Source organism: Bordetella sp. N (assembly GCF_001433395.1).
Taxonomy (GTDB): domain Bacteria; phylum Pseudomonadota; class Gammaproteobacteria; order Burkholderiales; family Burkholderiaceae_B; genus Bordetella_C.
Genome location: NZ_CP013111.1, coordinates 4,672,685 through 4,690,907, shown reverse-complemented (window position 1 = coordinate 4,690,907; position 18,223 = coordinate 4,672,685). Strand labels below are relative to the sequence as shown.

General features: G+C 63.4%; 16 protein-coding genes. 9 read left to right on the top strand and 7 right to left on the bottom strand.

What is annotated here, in order from left to right; all coding sequences use genetic code 11:
- Nucleotides 1-140: 140 nt before the first annotated feature.
- Both ASB57_RS20175 and mpl read right to left on the bottom strand, forming a co-directional pair.
- Nucleotides 141-761, bottom strand: coding sequence for a YqiA/YcfP family alpha/beta fold hydrolase (locus ASB57_RS20175; RefSeq protein ID WP_057653832.1), 621 nt, complete (start codon nucleotides 759-761; stop codon nucleotides 141-143).
- Entirely contained in the window at nucleotides 758-2,182 is a 1,425-nt protein-coding gene (mpl, locus tag ASB57_RS20170; protein WP_057653831.1) for a UDP-N-acetylmuramate:L-alanyl-gamma-D-glutamyl-meso-diaminopimelate ligase, read from the bottom strand. Before mpl ends, ASB57_RS20175 begins: the two co-directional genes overlap by 4 nt.
- 290 nt (nucleotides 2,183-2,472) lie before the next feature.
- Between mpl and ASB57_RS20165 the strand changes: the two genes are divergently transcribed.
- From ASB57_RS20165 to ASB57_RS20130, 8 genes are all read left to right on the top strand, one after another.
- Nucleotides 2,473-2,988, top strand: a complete 516-nt coding sequence (locus ASB57_RS20165) for a TlpA disulfide reductase family protein (protein ID WP_057656299.1) — start codon at nucleotides 2,473-2,475, stop codon at nucleotides 2,986-2,988.
- 272 nt (nucleotides 2,989-3,260) lie between these two features.
- Nucleotides 3,261-3,695, top strand: a complete 435-nt coding sequence (aroQ, locus tag ASB57_RS20160; RefSeq protein WP_057653830.1) for a type II 3-dehydroquinate dehydratase — start codon at nucleotides 3,261-3,263, stop codon at nucleotides 3,693-3,695.
- Between the two features lie 91 nt (nucleotides 3,696-3,786).
- Nucleotides 3,787-4,236 carry an acetyl-CoA carboxylase biotin carboxyl carrier protein gene (gene accB, locus ASB57_RS20155; protein WP_057653829.1) on the top strand — a complete coding sequence of 150 codons (450 nt, stop codon included), beginning with the start codon at nucleotides 3,787-3,789 and terminating at the stop codon, nucleotides 4,234-4,236.
- Nucleotides 4,237-4,250: 14 nt separating this feature from the next.
- Nucleotides 4,251-5,597 carry an acetyl-CoA carboxylase biotin carboxylase subunit gene (accC, locus tag ASB57_RS20150; RefSeq protein ID WP_057653828.1) on the top strand — a complete coding sequence of 449 codons (1,347 nt, stop codon included), beginning with the start codon at nucleotides 4,251-4,253 and terminating at the stop codon, nucleotides 5,595-5,597.
- A gap of 77 nt (nucleotides 5,598-5,674) precedes the next feature.
- The gene (gene prmA / locus ASB57_RS20145; RefSeq protein ID WP_057653827.1) at nucleotides 5,675-6,604 is read left to right on the top strand and encodes a 50S ribosomal protein L11 methyltransferase; all 930 of its coding nucleotides are present in this window, start codon (nucleotides 5,675-5,677) and stop codon (nucleotides 6,602-6,604) included.
- Between the two features lie 25 nt (nucleotides 6,605-6,629).
- The gene (locus tag ASB57_RS20140) at nucleotides 6,630-8,063 is read left to right on the top strand and encodes a DUF3426 domain-containing protein (RefSeq protein ID WP_057653826.1); all 1,434 of its coding nucleotides are present in this window, start codon (nucleotides 6,630-6,632) and stop codon (nucleotides 8,061-8,063) included.
- A 30-nt stretch (nucleotides 8,064-8,093) separates the two neighbouring features.
- On the top strand, nucleotides 8,094-9,035 hold the full coding sequence (locus ASB57_RS20135) for a carbohydrate kinase family protein (protein ID WP_057653825.1): 942 nt from the start codon (nucleotides 8,094-8,096) through the stop codon (nucleotides 9,033-9,035).
- A 176-nt stretch (nucleotides 9,036-9,211) separates the two neighbouring features.
- A complete protein-coding gene (locus tag ASB57_RS20130; protein ID WP_057653824.1) occupies nucleotides 9,212-9,718 on the top strand; it encodes a glycine zipper 2TM domain-containing protein in 507 nt (168 codons plus the stop codon).
- Nucleotides 9,719-9,881: 163 nt separating this feature from the next.
- Here ASB57_RS20130 and ASB57_RS20125 read toward each other — a convergent pair whose 3' ends face one another.
- From ASB57_RS20125 to ASB57_RS20110, 4 genes are all read right to left on the bottom strand, one after another.
- Nucleotides 9,882-10,442 carry a YggT family protein gene (locus ASB57_RS20125; protein WP_057653823.1) on the bottom strand — a complete coding sequence of 187 codons (561 nt, stop codon included), beginning with the start codon at nucleotides 10,440-10,442 and terminating at the stop codon, nucleotides 9,882-9,884.
- 347 nt (nucleotides 10,443-10,789) lie between these two features.
- Nucleotides 10,790-11,332, bottom strand: a complete 543-nt coding sequence (locus ASB57_RS20120) for a histone H1-like DNA-binding protein (RefSeq protein ID WP_057653822.1) — start codon at nucleotides 11,330-11,332, stop codon at nucleotides 10,790-10,792.
- 267 nt (nucleotides 11,333-11,599) lie between these two features.
- A complete protein-coding gene (locus tag ASB57_RS20115; RefSeq protein WP_057653821.1) occupies nucleotides 11,600-12,775 on the bottom strand; it encodes a ribonucleotide-diphosphate reductase subunit beta in 1,176 nt (391 codons plus the stop codon).
- 21 nt (nucleotides 12,776-12,796) lie between these two features.
- Entirely contained in the window at nucleotides 12,797-15,733 is a 2,937-nt protein-coding gene (locus tag ASB57_RS20110) for a ribonucleoside-diphosphate reductase subunit alpha (RefSeq protein WP_057653820.1), read from the bottom strand.
- A 475-nt stretch (nucleotides 15,734-16,208) separates the two neighbouring features.
- Between ASB57_RS20110 and ASB57_RS20105 the strand changes: the two genes are divergently transcribed.
- Nucleotides 16,209-16,703, top strand: coding sequence for a hypothetical protein (locus ASB57_RS20105; RefSeq protein WP_156414426.1), 495 nt, complete (start codon nucleotides 16,209-16,211; stop codon nucleotides 16,701-16,703).
- A 63-nt stretch (nucleotides 16,704-16,766) separates the two neighbouring features.
- Here the strand turns inward: ASB57_RS20105 and gltX are convergent, their stop codons facing one another.
- On the bottom strand, nucleotides 16,767-18,197 hold the full coding sequence (gene gltX, locus ASB57_RS20100) for a glutamate--tRNA ligase (RefSeq protein ID WP_057653818.1): 1,431 nt from the start codon (nucleotides 18,195-18,197) through the stop codon (nucleotides 16,767-16,769).
- Nucleotides 18,198-18,223 lie beyond the last annotated feature (26 nt).

Here is an 18,223-nt window from a genome sequence, read left to right as displayed (position 1 = left end):
TCGCGAGTGTCCGCGCGCGTATGCTTGGGTTCTTGTCAGGCGCCGGGCGCGCTGGCCCGGCGTTGCTTATCTATCTATATATGTACAGCTATGGAAATCCTGGCATGCACGGACACGCGTACGTGCCCGGCCGTGCCGCGCTATGAGTGTCTATCCCCCAGCGCGAATTCCAGGACTTCCGGCAGGTATTTTCCGAAATCGGCGATGCCGTGGTCGCTGCCAGGAATGATGGTCTGGCGGCTGCCGGCATAAAAATCGCGCATCTCCTGCCAGTCGAGCACTTCGTCGCCGGTGGCGGCGACCAGGAAATAGCGGTCGAGTTGCGTGGGACGGGCAACCTCGATGGCGGCCAGTTCCGCGACGTATTCCGGCCGAAAATCGAAAGGCTCGCCCGAATGATACATAGTCTGCGCGCCGACCTGGGTGGCCAGGTCGCGCGGCGCGTGCACGGCGGGATTCAGCAGCACCGCCCGGCAGTCCAGTTGCTCCGCCAGCCAGCCGGCGTAATAGCCGCCCAGTGAAGACCCGATCACCGTCAGGTTGCGCGGGCTGAAATCCTTGCCGCTACCTGCCTGGGCGCGGCCGCGTTCCAGCAGCTCTTGCGCCAGGGCCGTGGCCAGTTCGATGGCCGCGCGCGGGCTGGCGGGCAGTTGCGGGCAGCGCCAGTCATCCGCCAGGCCGCGGTCGGCCATGGCCTGCGCCATCAGGCGGGCCTTGAAGGACGAGGGCGAGGACCGGAAGCCGTGCAGGTAGAGGATCATGGTTGCTTCCGTGGGGCGGCCGTCGCACCGGCAGCGGTCGCTGTCTCCAGCGCGGCCAGCAGCTTGCCGTGCACGCCGCCGAAGCCGCCGTTGCTCATGACCAGGATATGGTCGCCCGGCCGGGCCGCCTGTGTGACGGCGTGGACGAGCGGGTCCAGGTCGTCGTGGCTGCTGGCGCGGTCACCCAGCGGCGCCAGCACCTTGGCGGGATCCCAGCCCAAGGCATGCTTGCCGCTGCTGGCGCCGAAGCAGAACACCAGGTCGGCGTCGGCCAGCGCGGCCGGCAGGCGATCGGCCATGGCGCCCAGCTTCATGGTGTTGGAGCGCGGCTCCAGGACCGCCAGGATGCGCGCCGGCCCCACCTGGCGGCGCAGGCCTTCCAGGGTGGTGGCGATGGCGGTCGGATGATGGGCGAAATCGTCGTAGACCTTGATGTCCCGGACCGTGCCGCGCAATTCCATCCGCCGTTTGACGCCGCCGAAAGCCGAGAGGGCGGCGACGCCGGTGGCGCTGTCCACGCCTACGTGTTCGGCGGCCGCCAGGGCCGCCAGCGCGTTGGCGCGGTTGTGCGCGCCGGTCAGGTTCCAGCCGACCCGGCCGACGTTGCGGCCCTGGTGCCGGACCTCGAAACCGCCGTCCTCATCCGGATTGCCGGCTTCCCATCCCGCGCCGTCCTGGCTGGCGGCGCCGTCGCCGAAACGTACGGTAGGGGTCCAGCAGCCGCGCGCCAGTACGCGGTCCAGCGCCGCATCGGCCTGCGGCAGCACGATGCGGCCGCCGGCGGGGATGGTGCGGACCAGGTGATGGAACTGGGTCTCGATGGCGGCCAGATCGGGGAAGATGTCGGCGTGATCGTATTCCAGGTTATTCAGGATGGCCGTGCGGGGGCGGTAATGAACGAATTTGGACCGTTTGTCGAAGAAGGCGGTGTCGTATTCGTCCGCTTCGATGACGAACCAGGGAACTTGCGGGTCGAAGCGGGCCGACACCTTGAGGTCGTTGGCCACGCCGCCGATCAGGAAATTCGGCTTCATCCCGGCGAATTCCAGGATCCAGGCCAGCATCGAGCTGGTGGTGGTCTTGCCGTGCGTGCCGGCTACCGCCAGTACGTGGCGGCCAGCCAGGACGTGTTCGCACAACCACTGGGGGCCGGACACATAGGGCGCGCCGGACTCCAGGATAGCTTCCATCAAGGGATTGCCGCGGGTGACCACATTGCCGATGACGTAGAGGTCGGGCTTGAGCGCCATCTGGTCGGCGCCGTAGCCTTCCGTCAGCGCGATGCCTTGCTCCTCCAGCTGGGTGCTCATGGGAGGGTAGACGCCGGTATCGCAGCCGGTGACGGTGTGGCCGGCCGCGCGCGCCACCAGCGCCAGGCCGCCCATGAAGGTGCCGCAGATGCCAAGAATGTGCAGATGCATGAAGGTTTTTCTCCTTGGCTAATTGTATAGGTAGGCCCCCCCGTGCCCGTAGGTAGGCCCCCCCGTACCCGTAGGTAGGCCCCCCCGTACCCGCTTACGCGGGCCCCCCAGGGGGCGACACCGGCGGACCGGGGGACCCGGCTCCGCGGTGTCCCCGATCTCTGAGTTCTTTAGCCCGGCTCCGCGGTGTCCTCGATCTCTGAGTTCTTTAGCCCGGCTACGCGGTGTCCTCGATTTTGGTTTTTTAGTGGCAGGTGTCATAGCGGCTGGTAATGGGTAATATCACGGGCATGGACAGACGCACCTTTCTCTTGCGCACGCTTACGTTGGCAAGCACGGCCTGGCTGGCGCGCTACATGCCGGTCGCCTTCGCGGCGGATGCCGGCGGCGCCACGCATGACCTGCTGACCCGGCCGTTTCCCGACTTGAACGGCGCCAGCCACAAGCTCGGCGACTGGCGGGGCAAGCCCCTGTTGGTCAATTTCTGGGCAACATGGTGCGCCCCCTGCGTCAAGGAGATGCCCGCCCTCGACGCGCTGAGCAAATTGCACCCGCAAGCCCAGTTCGTGGGCATCGGTGTGGATACTGCCGACAATATGCGCAGATTCGTGGCCAAAGTGCCGGTATCCTACCCACTGCTGGTGGCGGGTCCGGGCGCCATAGACCTGATGCGCGGCATGGGCAACGGCCCTGGCGGCCTGCCGTTTAGCGTGCTTTTAGACAAAGATGGCGCGATTAGCCATAAAGTTCTAGGCACGGTAAAGGAAGATGATCTCAGCGCCAGGCTCAAGGCACTCGGTGCGTGATTTCCAGCTGTATCGACCGTAGACAAATAAAGAGATTTGTCGTAAAAAGCTGCCTTATTGGTGATTTTCGCGGCAGATTAACCTGCCTGCAGTGTCGGCGTCCTGGTGACGCCGTGTTTGTAAACACCGGGTGTAAGCACCGGGTATAAGCACAGTTCTCAAGTACCTTCTGTATCCGTACTTTCTCTACCTTTTTCAAACAGAAGTCCAGGCGCAACCGGCTGCCTTGCATCAGCGGGGCATCGGCGAGCGCGCGGGACTGAAAAGCAGCAATGGCGCAACGCATACTGGTCTTGCACGGCCCGAATCTGAATCTGTTGGGGACCCGTGAGCCGGGAATCTACGGCAGTCTTACTCTGGCCCAGATCAACGACAACCTCCTCGCCCTCGCGGCCGAGCTAGGTGTCGAGCTGCGGCATTGGCAAGGCAATCATGAAGGGGACCTGGTCGACCGCATTCAAGCGGCGCGCCAGGACGGCACCGACTTCATCGTCATCAACGCCGCCGCGTACACGCACACCAGCGTCGCCGTACGCGACGCCTTGGCCGCGGTTGCCATCCCTTTCATTGAAGTTCATCTGTCCAACTTGTATAAGCGCGAGCCCTTCCGGCATCACTCCTATTTGTCGGATCTGGCCGTGGGACTTATTTCGGGCCTGGGCGCGGACGGCTATGAAGCCGCTCTGCGGTATGCGGCGCGGCACTGAACCGCGACATTTTCAGGCTTTTATCTCCACCAAAGCGTACGGCACCCATTTCCACACGGGCGCATGCCGTCAAACACCGGGAAGCAGCTTCATGGACCTCCGAAAACTTAAAACCCTGATCGACCTGGTGGCCGAGTCGGGCATTGCCGAACTTGAAATCACCGAAGGTGAGGGCAAGGTTCGCATCGTCAAGTTCTCCCAGACCGTGCAACCCGTGGCCTACCACGCGCCCGAAGCTGTCATGGCCGCGGCCCCCGCTGCTGGCGCGGCACCCGCCGCCGCCGCCCCGGCCGCGCCGGTGGTGCAGGGCCACGCGGTGAAGGCGCCCATGGTCGGCACCTTCTATCGTTCGCCCAATCCGGGTTCGGCGCCCTTCGTCGACGTCGGCCAGACTGTCAAGGAAGGCGATCCGCTGTGCATCATCGAAGCGATGAAGCTGCTCAACGAGATCGAAGCCGACAAGTCCGGCGTCATCAAGGAAATCCTGGTCGAAAACGGCGAACCCGTCGAATACGGCCAACCCCTCTTCGTCATCGGCTGATAGCGATAGCGTCCATGTTCGAAAAAATCCTGATCGCCAATCGCGGCGAGATCGCGCTGCGCATACAACGCGCTTGCCGCGAGCTGGGCATAAAAACCGTTGTCGTGCACTCCGAGGCCGATCGCGAAGCCAAGTATGTCCGGCTCGCCGATGAGTCCGTGTGTATCGGCCCGGCCCCCTCGCGCGAAAGCTACCTCAACATGCCGGCCATCATCTCGGCGGCGGAAGTCACCGACGCCGAGGCCATCCACCCCGGTTACGGCTTCCTGTCCGAGAACGCCGACTTCGCCGACCGTGTCGAAAAGAGCGGTTTTGTCTTCATCGGCCCGCGTCCTGACTCGATTCGCCTGATGGGCGACAAGGTCAGCGCCAAGCGCGCCATGATCGAAGCCGGCGTACCGGTGGTGCCGGGTTCGGAAGGCGCCTTGCCCGACAATCCGCAAGAGATCATGCGCATCGCGCGCGAGGTCGGCTACCCGGTCATCATCAAGGCGGCAGGCGGCGGCGGTGGCCGCGGCATGCGCGTGGTGTATACCGAAGCGGCCCTGCTCAACGCGGTCACGATGACGCGTTCGGAAGCCGGCGCGGCCTTCAACAACCCGGAAGTCTATATGGAGAAGTTCCTTGAGAACCCTCGCCATGTGGAAATCCAGATCCTTGCCGACGGTGGCCGCAATGCCGTCTGGCTGGGTGAGCGCGACTGCTCCATGCAGCGCCGCCACCAGAAGGTCATCGAAGAAGCGCCCGCCCCCGGCATTCCCCGCCGCCTGATCGAGCGCATCGGCGACCGCTGTGCCGACGCCTGCCGCAAGATCGGCTATCGCGGCGCCGGTACCTTCGAATTCCTGTTCGAGAACGGCGAGTTCTACTTCATCGAGATGAACACCCGCATCCAGGTGGAGCATCCGGTGACCGAGCTGATCACCGGTATCGACCTGGTTCAGCAGCAGATCCGCATCGCCGCCGGCGAGAAGTTCACGCTGCGTCAGCGTGATGTGCAGTTCAAGGGACATGCCCTGGAATGCCGCATCAACGCCGAAGATCCCTTCCGTTTCGTGCCCAGCCCTGGCCGCATCACGAATTGGCACACGCCCGGTGGCCCTGGCGTGCGCATCGATTCGCATGCCTACAACGGCTATTTCGTGCCGCCCAACTACGACTCGATGATCGCCAAGGTCATCACCTATGGCGACGATCGCGAGCAGGCCCTGGCCCGCATGCGTATCGCCTTGTCGGAGATGGTGGTCGAAGGCATTTCCACCAACATCCCCCTGCACCGGGAGTTGCTGCAGGATGCCCGCTTCATCGAAGGCGGCACCAGCATCCACTACCTGGAGCACAAGCTCTCGCAACGTCCCTGAGCGCTGCCACTACAATCAGGGCCTGAGAGGGCCCTGTTTTTTATCGGGGCGTTTAGTAATCAAGACGGAAGACCATCATGCGTGAGCTTGTGCTCCATTGCCCCGAGGCGCAGGCCGAGGCCTTGTCCGATGAATTGCTGGCAGCCGGCGTGCTGTCGGTATCGGTCGAGGACGCGGACCGCGACACCGACCAGGAACAGCCCCTGTTCGGCGAGCCCGGCACCGAGCCGGACGTCCAGGCCTGGGAGCACAATCAAGTGGTGGCTCTGCTGCCCGACGGCGCCGATCCGGCGCAGATCATCGAGGAAGTCGCAGGCATCCTCGGTGATGATTACGCCGACGCGTTCCAGGGCTGGTCCCTGCGTGACGTGCCGGATGCGGACTGGGTGCGTCTGACGCAGGCCCAGTTCGGACCTATTCATATTGCCGATCGCATCTGGATCGTGCCCAGCTGGCATCGCGACGATCCGTCCGTGCCCGGCCTGGATCAGGCGCCGGATGCCGGCGGCGGCATTCATATCGAACTGGATCCCGGTCTGGCCTTCGGTACCGGCAGCCACCCCACCACCCATCTGTGCCTGGCCTGGCTGGAAGCCGAGTTGCCGGCTGCTGCCACGGTGCTGGATTACGGCTGCGGTTCGGGCATTCTGGCGATTGCCGCGCGCAAGCTTGGCGCCGGGCGCACGCTGGCGGTCGATATCGACGAGCAGGCCGTGCAGTCCACCTTGGACAATGCCCGCGTCAACCAGGTCGAACTGGCTGCCATGCTGCCGGACGCCATGCCTGACGACGTCAGCGACGTGGTGGTGGCGAACATTTTGTCCAATCCCTTGAAAGTGTTGGCGCCCTTGTTGAGCGGCCGTGTCGCGCCTGGGGGATCGCTGGTGCTGTCGGGTGTGCTGGAGCGCCAGGCCGAGGAAGTGTGCGCGGTCTATGCCAAATACCTGAAGATGTCGGTATGGCGCGCGCTGGACGGTTGGGTTTGCCTGCATGGCCGTCGGGCCTGATAGACCCTGAAGTGGAACGCGCGCCATGGCTCTGACCACACGCTGCCCCCATTGCGGAACCGCCTTCAAGGTCGTGGCGGATCAACTGCGGGTGCGCAATGGACTGGTGCGCTGCGGTGTCTGCACGCGCGTCTTCGACGGCTACCAGGCCATCGTCGACGAGGAGATGCCCACCCTGGCGCCCACGCCCCCGGCTGTCGTACCGCCACCGCCCGCGCCGGTCGTGCCCCCGGCTGTCGTGCCGCTGGTGCCCCCGCCGGCCGCGGCTCCGGCCCCGGTACGCGAAGATATTTCGGATGCCCACCTGTGGGCCAGGGAACAGGTAACCCCGCCGACGGCGCCCGTGCCGCCGCCTGTCATGACCCCGGCGCCGGTGCGGGAAGAGATGTCCGATGCGCCCCCGTGGGCCACGACGCCCGCCGCGCCGCGGGCCGTGCCGCCAGCCGCGCGGCCCGCGGCGGCGCCGGCCCCCGTCCGTGAGGACATCTCCGATGCCCACCTGTGGGCCAAGGAGCCGACATTACCGCCGATGGCATCCTCGTCTGCCCCGTCGGAAACCCCGGCCGTGTTGCGCGGCCGCAGCGACACCCGGCGGCAGGAGCCGTCCTTCGTGGTCCCGGAACCTGCGGACCAGGACGACGACGAGCCGCTCGACGATGACGAGGATATCGATGCCCCCGCCATCTCCGCCGCCCCGCAAGACAATCCCCAAGTCATGCGCCAGCGCCCGCGGCCGATCTATGTCGACCCCTCGGACGATCAGTACGACGACGACCTGCACGGCGCCGTCCACATCTACCCCGGCGATGCTCACCGTATCGGCGTCGAAGACCAGGATCCCGACCCCACCGCGCATGTGTCCGTCAGAGGCGAAGCCCGCACCCGCTACGACGATGACGTCGACGCGGGCATGGCGCCGCCGGTATTCATGGACGAAGCGCGGCTGCGCAAGATTGCCCTGATCCGCCGCCTGTGGGCGGTCGGCTGCCTGCTGGCGCTTATCGTCCTGGGCCTGCAGGGCATCTATGTTTACCGGTCAGCACTGGCCACCGCCGTACCGGCCTTGCGCCCGGCCTTGCAGAGCGCCTGCAACGCGCTGGGATGCGACGTCGGTTATGCGCGCCGCATTGAACGCATTTCAATCACGGCATCCTCACTGCAGCCCCCGTCCGGACCGGCCGCCACCGAAGAAGGTGTCAGCCGGCTGGTCCTTAGCGTCACCCTGCGTAACCGCTATGACAAGCCCCAGCCCTGGCCGGCCCTGGTGCTTGAACTGACCGACCTTTCCGATACCGTGGTGGTGCGCAAAGTACTGCGTCCCGAGGATTACCTGCCGGCGACGCTGCCGGCCAGCGGTCGTGCCGCTTTCCCCGCGAATGGCGAACAAAGCATCAGCGTCCCGCTGCGAGTGGCCGGTGCCCAGGTCAATGGCTACCAGCTGGACAAATTCTTTCCCTGATTTTTCCGAATAACGAATAAAGGATTTCCCATGGCATCTTCAGTGCTGGTTTGCGGCTCGATGGCTTTCGACACCATCGCGGTCTTCGAAGGCCGCTTCAAGGAACACATCCTGCCTGAGCGCGTGCAGTCCCTGAGCGTGTCGTTCCTGACGCCGTCGATGCGCAAGGAATATGGCGGCTGCGCCGGCAACATCGCCTACAACCTCAAGCTGCTGGGTGGCAATCCGGTTCCCGTCGCCACCGTGGGCGAGGATGCCGGCGATTACCTGGAACGCCTGAAGACCCTGCAGATCGACGCCAGCCGCGTCAAGGTGGTTCCCGATACCCTGACCGCGCAATGCTTCATCACCACCGATCTGGACGATAACCAGATCGCCGCTTTCCACCCCGGCGCCATGAGCTTTTCCGCGCAAAACGACGTCAGCGACGCCAAGGCCGCCTGGGCCATCGTGGCGCCGGACGCCAAGGAAGGCATGTTCGCGCACGCCGAACGCCTGCACGCCGCCGGCATTCCCTTCATCTTCGACCTGGGCCAGGCCATGCCGCTGTTCGACGGCGACGACCTGCGCCGCATGCTGCAATGGGCGTCGGTGCTGACGGTCAATGACTACGAGGCCGGCGTGGTGGAGCAGCGCACCGGCAGCAGCATTGCTGAGCTGGCACGGGGCTTGCAAGCCGCCATCGTCACGCGGGGCGGCGAGGGTGCCAGCCTGTGGACCAAGGAAGGTGAACAGCAGATCGCGCCGATCGCGGCGGCACAGGTAGTGGATCCCACCGGTTGCGGCGACGCGCATCGCGCGGGTTTGTTGTACGGCCTGAGCCTGGGCTGGAGCTGGCTGGACTGCTGCCGCCTGGGCAATGTGATGGGCGCCATCAAGATCGCCTCCCGTGGTCCTCAGAATCATCGCCCGTCGCGTGAGGAAATCAGTAAAACCCTGCAACAGTCGTATGGAATCAGCCTGCCTCTGTGAAGCGCGCTTTGACATGTGCAAGCACTGGCAACGGGGCGGAATCTTTCGGCTGTGCTCTAGACTAAGGTAAAGAAATCGTTGCAGGCTATTTCTCGGGCGGCGTGTGCTGCTCGTTTACCCTAGCCAGAGGCGTATTATCTGTATCGCAGCAAACCCGTTCCAGGAGCTCGCAAATCATGAATCAAAACAAAGTATCCATCATCCCGACCCGCACGCGAGCCGTACGCTGGCTGGCAGCTGGCGCCGTCGTGACCTCGGTCGCCTTGCTCGCGGGTTGTGCCAATCAAAGCGCGTCCAGCGGCGTGTACAGCTACGACCAGGCTCAGCGCGAGCAGATCGTGCGTACCGGCACCGTGACCGGCGTGCGTCCGATCACCATCCAGAACGACAAGTCGTCGGGTGCTGGCCTGTTGGCCGGCGGTGCCTTGGGCGGCGTGGCGGGCAATGCCGTCGGTGGCGGCAGCGGCCGCGCGATTGCCACGGTTGGCGGCGCCATCCTTGGCGCGCTGGCGGGTAATGCCGTCGAGAACCGTGTAGGAACTTCCTCCGGTCTGGAAATCACCGTGCGCCTGGACAATGGCGAGTCGCGTGTCGTGGCGCAGGCGGCCGATGTGCCGGTCAGCGTGGGCCAGCGCGTGCAGGTGATCAGTGGCAACGGCCCGACGCGCATCGTCCCAATGTGAATAGGGCCCCCCCGTACCGCGCGGAGCGCGGCCCCCCAGGGGGCGACACCGGCGGACTGGCAAAGCCAGCTCCGCGGTGTCCTTGATGGACCCAGGTTCTTTAGTGGAACGCTCGCATTTCGCGAGCGTTTTTATTGGAGGTGGGGCGGGGCGCCTCTTTGGTTCAGAGGGAGAAGATGGCGTAGCTGATGCGGGTGATGACCATCACGGCGCATTGGCCGAGGACGACCAGCACCAGCGGTGAAAAGTCGATGCCGCCGCGCGGCAGGATGCGGCGTATCGGTTCGAGCAGGGGGTCGGTGAGCGTCTGCAGCAGCGGCATGATGGGCGCCAGCGGATTGACCCACGACAGGATGGCCTGGGCCAGGGTCACCCACACCAGCAGGTTGAAGCCCCAGCGCACGACCGTCAGGAAGGACACCAGCACGGCAGGGCCCAGAGCCGACAGCGGCATCACCAGGCCCAGCACCAGCAGCCAGGTGAGCAGCAGATAAACCAGCGCCGTGATCCAGGCGGCCAACAAACTGGCCCAGTCGACCAGCCCGCGCGCCGGCAGCAGTTTGCGCAGGGGCATGACCAGCCAGTTGGTGGCCTGGTAGATGATGCGGGCCACGGGGTTGAAGGGGTGCATGCGCACCGCGTGCAACCAGGCGCGCGCGATCAGCGCGGCGCCGAACAGGGTGAATACGGTATCGAGTAGAAAGCTGGTGATATCGCCGAACATGGCTGCCTTGTTGATTGCAAGTTGGACTTCTACGGCTTGAGCATTCTAACAATGCCTGCGGCAAATAAACCCGCGAACAACCGTACCCCATCCGGTGTGGAGTACGTCTTCTTCACTTAAGAACTCCACCGCTATCGCGGACACCGCGGAGCCGGGTCCCCCGGTCCGCCGGTGTCGCCCCCTTGAGGGGGCCCGCGTAAGCGGGTAGGGGGAGGGGCGCTCTATCCGGTCCGCCGGTGTCGCCCCCTGGGGGGCCCGCGTAAGCGGGTACGGGGGGGCCATACAAAAAGCCACCCGGCTTTGCAACCAGGTGGCTTTAGGTACTGCTACGACTGACAGCCTGGTCCTTACGGACGGCCGCCCGTCGGGAAGGGCCACGAAGCGGCAGGATTCAGAGCCGTCTTCGCGCCAGGCGCGGCAGCCGTCGAAGGAGCAGCAGCCGGTTTCTTGGCGGCAGCCTTCTTGGCAGGAGCCTTCTTCGCGGCAGGCTTCTTCGCAGCAGCCTTTTTCGCAGGGGCCTTTTTGGCTACAGCCTTTTTGGCGGCCTTCTTGGCAGTCGCTTTCTTGGCGACGGCTTTCTTGGCAACAGCCTTCTTGGCTACAGCTTTCTTGGCGACCTTCTTGGCGGCGACTTTCTTGACCGCGGCTTTCTTGGCCGGAGCCTTCTTGGCAGCGACCTTCTTGACCGCAACCTTCTTCACCGCTTTTTTCACAGCCTTCTTGGCCGCAACTTTCTTCACGGCTTTCTTGGCTGCTACTTTCTTCACGGCTACTTTCTTCGCCGCAACCTTCTTCACCGCGGCTTTTTTGGCCGGGGCTTTCTTCGCCGCGGCCTTCTTGGCCGGGGCTTTCTTTACCGCCTTCTTGGCGGCTTTCTTGGCAGTTGCCATGGTCTTGCTCCTTAGGTTCAGGGGTCCCAGAACTTAAACCCGTGCACCGCCCCGCCACATGGCGGGCCGCTGCCCGGGCTATTCATCGGCGCATACCGCTGCCCCTTGCGGGCGGCAGCAACTGCGATGTGCGCTAATGAATACGGCACAACCATTTGATATGGCCCCCGCACATCGACGCGCGAGCCATTTCAAATGGCGCGGGTGGGCGGTGCACCGCACCGCCTACCGCTAGGTCTTATCAGCCTTCGAACACCCCGACTGGGATCATTCCCAATTCAGAGCGCCTCCGGTTTGGTATTCGATTACTCGGGTTTCGAAAAAGTTTCGTTCTTTCTTCAGATCGATCATTTCCGCCATCCACGGGAAGGGATTTTCTTCCTGCGGGAACAGCGCTTCGATACCAATCTGCTGGCACCGACGATTCGCGATGAAGCGCAGATAGGACTTGAACATGGGTGCATTCAGGCCCAACACGCCGCGCGGCATCGTGTCTTCGGCGTAAGCATATTCGAGTTCGACCGCTTTGAGGAAGAGTGCACGAATTTCTTCACGGAATTCGGGCGTCCACAAATGCGGATTTTCGAGTTTGACGGTGTTGATCAGATCGATGCCGAAGTTGCAGTGCATGGATTCATCGCGCAGGATGTACATGTACTGTTCGGCGGCGCCGGTCATCTTGTTCTGACGGCCCAACGCAAGAATCTGCGTGAAGCCCACATAGAAGAACAGACCTTCCATCAGGCAAGCGAACACGATCAGCGACTTCAACAGCGTCTGATCGGCTTCGGGCGTGCCAGTCTTGAAGTTCGGATCGGCGATGGCGTCGATGAACGGAATCAGGAACTCGTCCTTGGCGCGAATGGACGGGACTTCGTTATAGGCGTTGAAGATCTCCGACTCGTCCAGGTCCAGGCTTTCGACGATGTACTGATAAGCGTGCGTGTGGATGGCTTCCTCGAATGCCTGGCGCAGCAGGAACTGGCGGCATTCGGGCGCCGTGATGTGGCGATAGGTGCCCAGCACGATGTTGTTCGCGGCGAGCGAATCGGCCGTGACAAAAAATCCCAGGTTGCGTTTGACGATGCGACGCTCGTCTTCGGTCAGGCCGTTAGGATTTTTCCACAGCGCGATGTCGCGCGACATGTTGATTTCTTGCGGCATCCAATGGTTGGCGCAAGTGGCGAGGTATTTTTCCCACGCCCATTTGTACTTGAACGGCACCAGCTGGTTGACGTCAGTCTCACCATTGATGATGCGCTTGTCCGCGGCCTTGACGCGATTGGCCGCGCCCTCGCCCGAAGGCGAGGCGGCTTGCACCTGGGCCGCGGGCAGGGCGGAGTCACCGAACACGCCGGTGGCCGGACGGGACGGCACACCTGCTGCCGTGTTGGAGTTTTGCGCCGGTTGCAGCGCGACGTTTTCGTCTTCCCAATTAATCATGCTTGAATTCTCCGGGGGCAATTACTGGCAGGCTTCGCATTCTTCGAACCCGGGATCGCCCGGTCGCATCGTGCAAGCCGCCCCGACGATCTCGGGTTCCGGCAAGTTTTGTGCCGGAGCCGCTGCCGAGGGGGCAACAGCCGTACTGCCATTCGAGACGGCGTTCAATTCGCCGCCCCGGCCCGTGGATTTTTCCGCACTGGTAGCGCCGAGCGTGCGCAGGTAGTACGTGGTCTTGAGGCCACGCTGCCATGCGAGCTTGTAGGTGTCGTCGAGTTTTTTGCCCGATGCGCCAGCCATGTAGATGTTGAGAGATTGCGATTGGTCGATCCATTTTTGCCGGCGTGATGCCGCTTCGACCAGCCAGCTGGGTTCGACTTCGAACGCGGTGGCGTAGATCTTGCGGAGTTCAGCGGGCACGCGATCGATGCGGGACAGGCTGCCGTCGAAGTACTTGAGGTCAGCGACCATCACTTCGTCCCACAGACCGAGCTTCTTCAAGTCGCGTACCAGGTAGTCATTGACGACCGTGAACTCGCCGGACAGATTCGATTTAACGTACAGATTCTGATAAGTCGGTTCGATGCAAGCGGATACGCCAATAATATTGGAAATCGTCGCGGTTGGGGCGATTGCTACGCAATTGGAATTGCGCATGCCGTGTTCTTTGATGCGCGCGCGCAACGTATTCCAGTCAAGCGAGCTCGATGCATCGACATCGACGTAGCCACCACGCGCTTCGCGCAGCAAGTCCAACGTGTCTTGCGGCAGGATGCCACGATCCCACAGCGAGCCTTCATACGATTGATAACGACCGCGTTCTTGCGCGAGCGAGCTCGATGCCGCGTAAGCGTAATAGCACACGGCTTCCATCGAACGGTCGGCGAATTCAACAGCACCTTGCGAAGCGTACGGCACGCGCATCATGTGCAGGCAATCCTGGAAGCCCATGATGCCCAGGCCCACCGGACGGTGGCGCTTGTTGGAATTTGCCGCCTTCTCAACCGCGTAGTAGTTGATGTCGATGACGTTATCCAGCATGCGCATGGCGATGCTGATGGTGCGCTCGAGCTTTTCCAGATCCAGTTCGTAGCCGCCGTTGGCCGTCGTCTTCATGTGCGCGATCAGGTTCACCGAACCCAGGTTGCACACGGCGATTTCCGACTCGTTGGTGTTCAGCGTGATCTCGGTGCAGAGATTCGAGCTGTGCACCACGCCCACGTGTTGCTGGGGCGAGCGGATGTTGCAAGGATCCTTGAACGTGATCCACGGATGGCCGGTTTCGAACAGCATGGACAGCATCTTGCGCCACAGCGAGATGGCCGGCATCTTCTTGAACAGGGTCAGTTCGCCGCTGGCCGCGAGGGCTTCGTAGCCCAGGTAGGCCTTTTCGAATTCCTGGCCGAACTTGTCATGCAGGTCCGGGCAATCGGAAGGCGAGAACAGGGTCCATTCGCCATTCTCGATGACGCGCTTCATGAACAGGTCGGGAATCCAGTTCGCCGTGTTCATGTCATGCGTGCGGCGACGTTCGTCACCGGTGTTCTTGCGCAGTTCCAGGAATTCTTCGATGTCCAGGTGCCACGTTTCCAGGTACGTGCAGACCGCGCCCTTGCGCTTGCCGCCCTGGTTGACCGCGACGGCGGTGTCGTTGACCACTTTCAGGAACGGCACGACGCCCTGGCTTTCGCCATTGGTGCCCTTGATGTGGCTGCGCAGCGCGCGCACGGGGGTCCAGTCATTGCCCAGGCCGCCGGCATACTTGGCCAGCAAGGCGTTTTCCTTGATGGCGTCGTAGATGCCTTCCAGGTCATCGGAGACCGTGGTCAGGTAGCACGACGACAGCTGCGAGTGCAGGGTGCCGGAGTTGAACAACGTCGGGGTCGAGCTCATGAAGTCGAACGACGACAGGATTTCGTAGAACTCGATGGCGCGGCCTTCGCGGTCCACGCCCGGCTTGGTCTCGCCCAGCGCCAGGCCCATGGCGACGCGCATGAAGAAGACCTGCGGCAGTTCGATGCGACGGCCGCGGATGTGCAGGAAGTAGCGGTCGTACAGCGTTTGCAGACCCAGGTAGCTGAACTGCAGGTCGCGCTTGCCATTCAGTGCCTTGGCCAGACGCGGCAGGTCGAATTGCGCCAGCTTGGGATCCAGCAACTGGCCTTCGATGCCGCGTGCGATGAACGTGGGGAAATAGTCGGCGTAGCGGGTGACCATGCCGTCTTGCGACACTTCTTCGCCCAGGACTTCCTTGCGGATCGTGTGCAGCAGCAGGCGAGCGGTGACCTGGCTGTAAGCCGGGTCCTTCTCGACCAGCGCGCGCGCCGACAGGATGGCGGACTTGTAGACCTCGTCGACGGGGATGCCGTCGTACAGGTTCTTGACCGTTTCCTTCAGGATCGCGTCGGCGTCGGTGTATTCGGTCAGGCCTTCACCGGCGGCGTCGATGGTGGCGCGCAGGGCGGCCAGGTCGAGGGGGCGCTTGACGCCGTTCTCGGTCACATTCAACGTGGATTCCGGCAGGGGCGCTTCGGCGGTCTTGGTCTTCTGCTCGGCGGCGGCACGCTCTTGCGTGCGCTTTTCACGGTAGAGAACGTAGGCGCGGGCCACGTCATGCTCGCCCGAACGCATCAGCGCCAGTTCGGCGTGATCCTGAATATCTTCAATATGGAACGTGCCGCCGTTGGGACGGCCGCGCACCAGCGCGTGCACCACCTGGCTGGTCAGCGTTTCGACGATCTGGCGCACACGCGCCGAGGCGGCGCCTTGGCCGCCGTTGACGGCCAGGAAGGCCTTGGTCAGCGCGATAGCAATCTTGCTCGGTTCGAATCCGACCACCGCGCCATTACGGCGGATGATCTGATAGCCGGCCCATTGCGCATTGGCGGCGGCGTTTTCGGTTTCAGAGGGCGGCACGGCGGTGGAAGGCCGAGTCACAGAGGCGATCGAAGTCTGCATGGAAGCTCCTGTGCGAAGAAAAAGACGCGATGCCCGCGTCTGTATATGTATCTATTGGTCTGCCGGGGGGAGGGGGTATCAATGCGCGGCATTAGCAAGGGCGGCGGAACGCTGTCCGACGGCACCCGAACACAACATATAGTTGGCTGAACTCTCCCGGGCACTAATTCTAGTAGGCTAATGCCCTCGCCACAAGCCGCAAACTGCAACTTTTTCGCTTGCAACATCAAACTTTTTCGTATGCATCGGTTGCTGCTCTGCCGCAAGGAAAGGCTTCAGACAGAATCGCTGTGCAACTGTTGCGCAATTGCAAAGTTACGTCATGCCGGGATTGCTTCTTATGTGCGCGCTATTCAGAATGAAGTCTCTTGTCGAATTACCCTTTTTCCCGGCTTTTCCGGGGGTTTTTCGACGTTTCGAGGTTTTCATGAGCAGTCGAGTTGCGTTTTCCGATGGCGGTCGTGCCATCGGATTCATGTTGAGCGGCATCGTTGCCGCGACGTTGGTTCTGACGGGTTGCGCCGTCAAGAAACCGGAATCGGCAGCCGCCGCGAAGCCCGCGGCAGCGGAGCAGCCGCCCAAGCCGGTCGCCTGCACACCCGTGGCGGGGGATTCGCCCCTGGTCGGCACCTGGTACGCCGTGTCGACGCCGCGCGGCGTGGCCGGCAACCTCCAGACCTTGACGGTACTGTCGCCCGACGGGCGCATGACCTACCAGACGCAGCTGAAAATCGGCAAGAAGACGCGTCCCGCGCTGAGCGAAGCCGGCTGCTGGACCTATGCCGACGGCGTTTACACGATGCAGACCACCACATCGTACGGCGAACCCGTCGACATCGGCGATCCCATCTACCGTAACCGCTATCAGGTCGAGAAGCTCGACGGCAAGCGCGCGCAGCTGCGCGAACTCAAGCCCAACGGGCAGATGATCACGGCGACCCGCATGGCCGCCAATTATCGCCTGCCCTGATTATCGCCTGCCCTGATTGCAGCGCTGATCCCGGCTTTGTTGCAGCCCGGGATCAGCCTGGTTTCAGTCAGCTAGCTGGCCCAGGCGGGCCAGCACCACATCCTTACCCAGCAAGGCCAGCACGGCGTCGATGGCCGGCGTCTGCTGCTGCCCGGTCACCGCCACCCGCAGCGGGATGGCCAGCTGCGGCATTTTCAGGCCGCGTTCGGTCAGCACGGCCTTGATGGCGGCGGACAGCGCTTCACGGGTCCACTCGCCGGCTGCCGCGCGCAAGGCGAAGTCGGCCAGGGCGCCCCGTGCCGTCTCGGTCAGGTGCTGGGCGGCCAGGTCGGCGGGAATGCCGGGGAAGTCGCGGCAGAACAGCATGGCGCCATCGGCCAGTTGCTCCAGGGTCTCGGCGCGGTCCTTCAGCAAGTGCACGGCGGCGGCCAGGTCGACGGCTTCCGGATTGCCGCCGCGCTTGGCGATGCGCGGGGCCACGCGCGTGGCCAGTTCAGCGTCGGCCATTTGCCGAATGTAGTGGGCGTTGACCCAGTTGAGCTTCTTCGGATCCCATTGCGAAGCCGATTTCGACAGATGGCGCGTGTCGAACCATTCCACCAGCTGTTCGCGGGTGAAGAGCTCGTCGTCGCCGTGGCTCCAGCCCAGGCGGGCCAGATAGTTGATCATGGCTTCGGGCAGATAGCCTTCGTTGTCATATTCCATGACGTTGACCGCGCCGTGGCGCTTGGACAGCTTTTCGCCATCCGGGCCCAGGATCATGGGGACGTGGCCGTACTCAGGCAGCTGCGCGCCCAGCGCCCGCAGGATGTTGATCTGCCGCGGCGTGTTGTTGACATGGTCATCGCCGCGCAGCACGTGGGTGATGCCCATGTCCCAGTCATCGACCACCACGCAGAAGTTATAGGTGGGCGTGCCATCCGGCCGGGCGATGATCAGGTCGTCCAGTTCGCCGTTGTCGAAGCTGATCGGGCCCTTGACCATATCGTTCCAGCTGGTCGCGCCCGTCTGGGGATTGCGAAAGCGCACCACCGGCTTCACACCGTCAGGCGCCGCCGGCAGGGTCTTGCCGTCCTCGGGACGCCAGGTGCCGTCATAACGAGGCTTCAGACCGGCCGCGCGGGCTTTCTCGCGCATCTCTTCCAGTTCCTGCGGCGAGCAGTAGCAGTAGTAGGCGGTGCCGGCTTCCAGCATCTGCGCCACCACGGCACGGTAGCGGTCCATCCGCTGCATCTGATAGAAGGGGCCTTCGTCGGGCTGCATGCCCAGCCACTCCGTGCTGTCCAGGATCGCCTGCACGGCTTCCGGCGTGGACCGTTCGACGTCCGTGTCTTCGATGCGCAGCACGAAGGTGCCCTGGTGATGGCGTGCGAAGGCCCAGGAGAACAGCGCGGTGCGCGCGCCACCCAGGTGCAGGAAGCCGGTGGGCGAGGGCGCGAAGCGGGTGCGGACAGGTGTCGAAATGGGCACGGCGGAGGAGGGGGTCGAAGTCATGAAAAGAGCCTGGTGATATTGCGTTC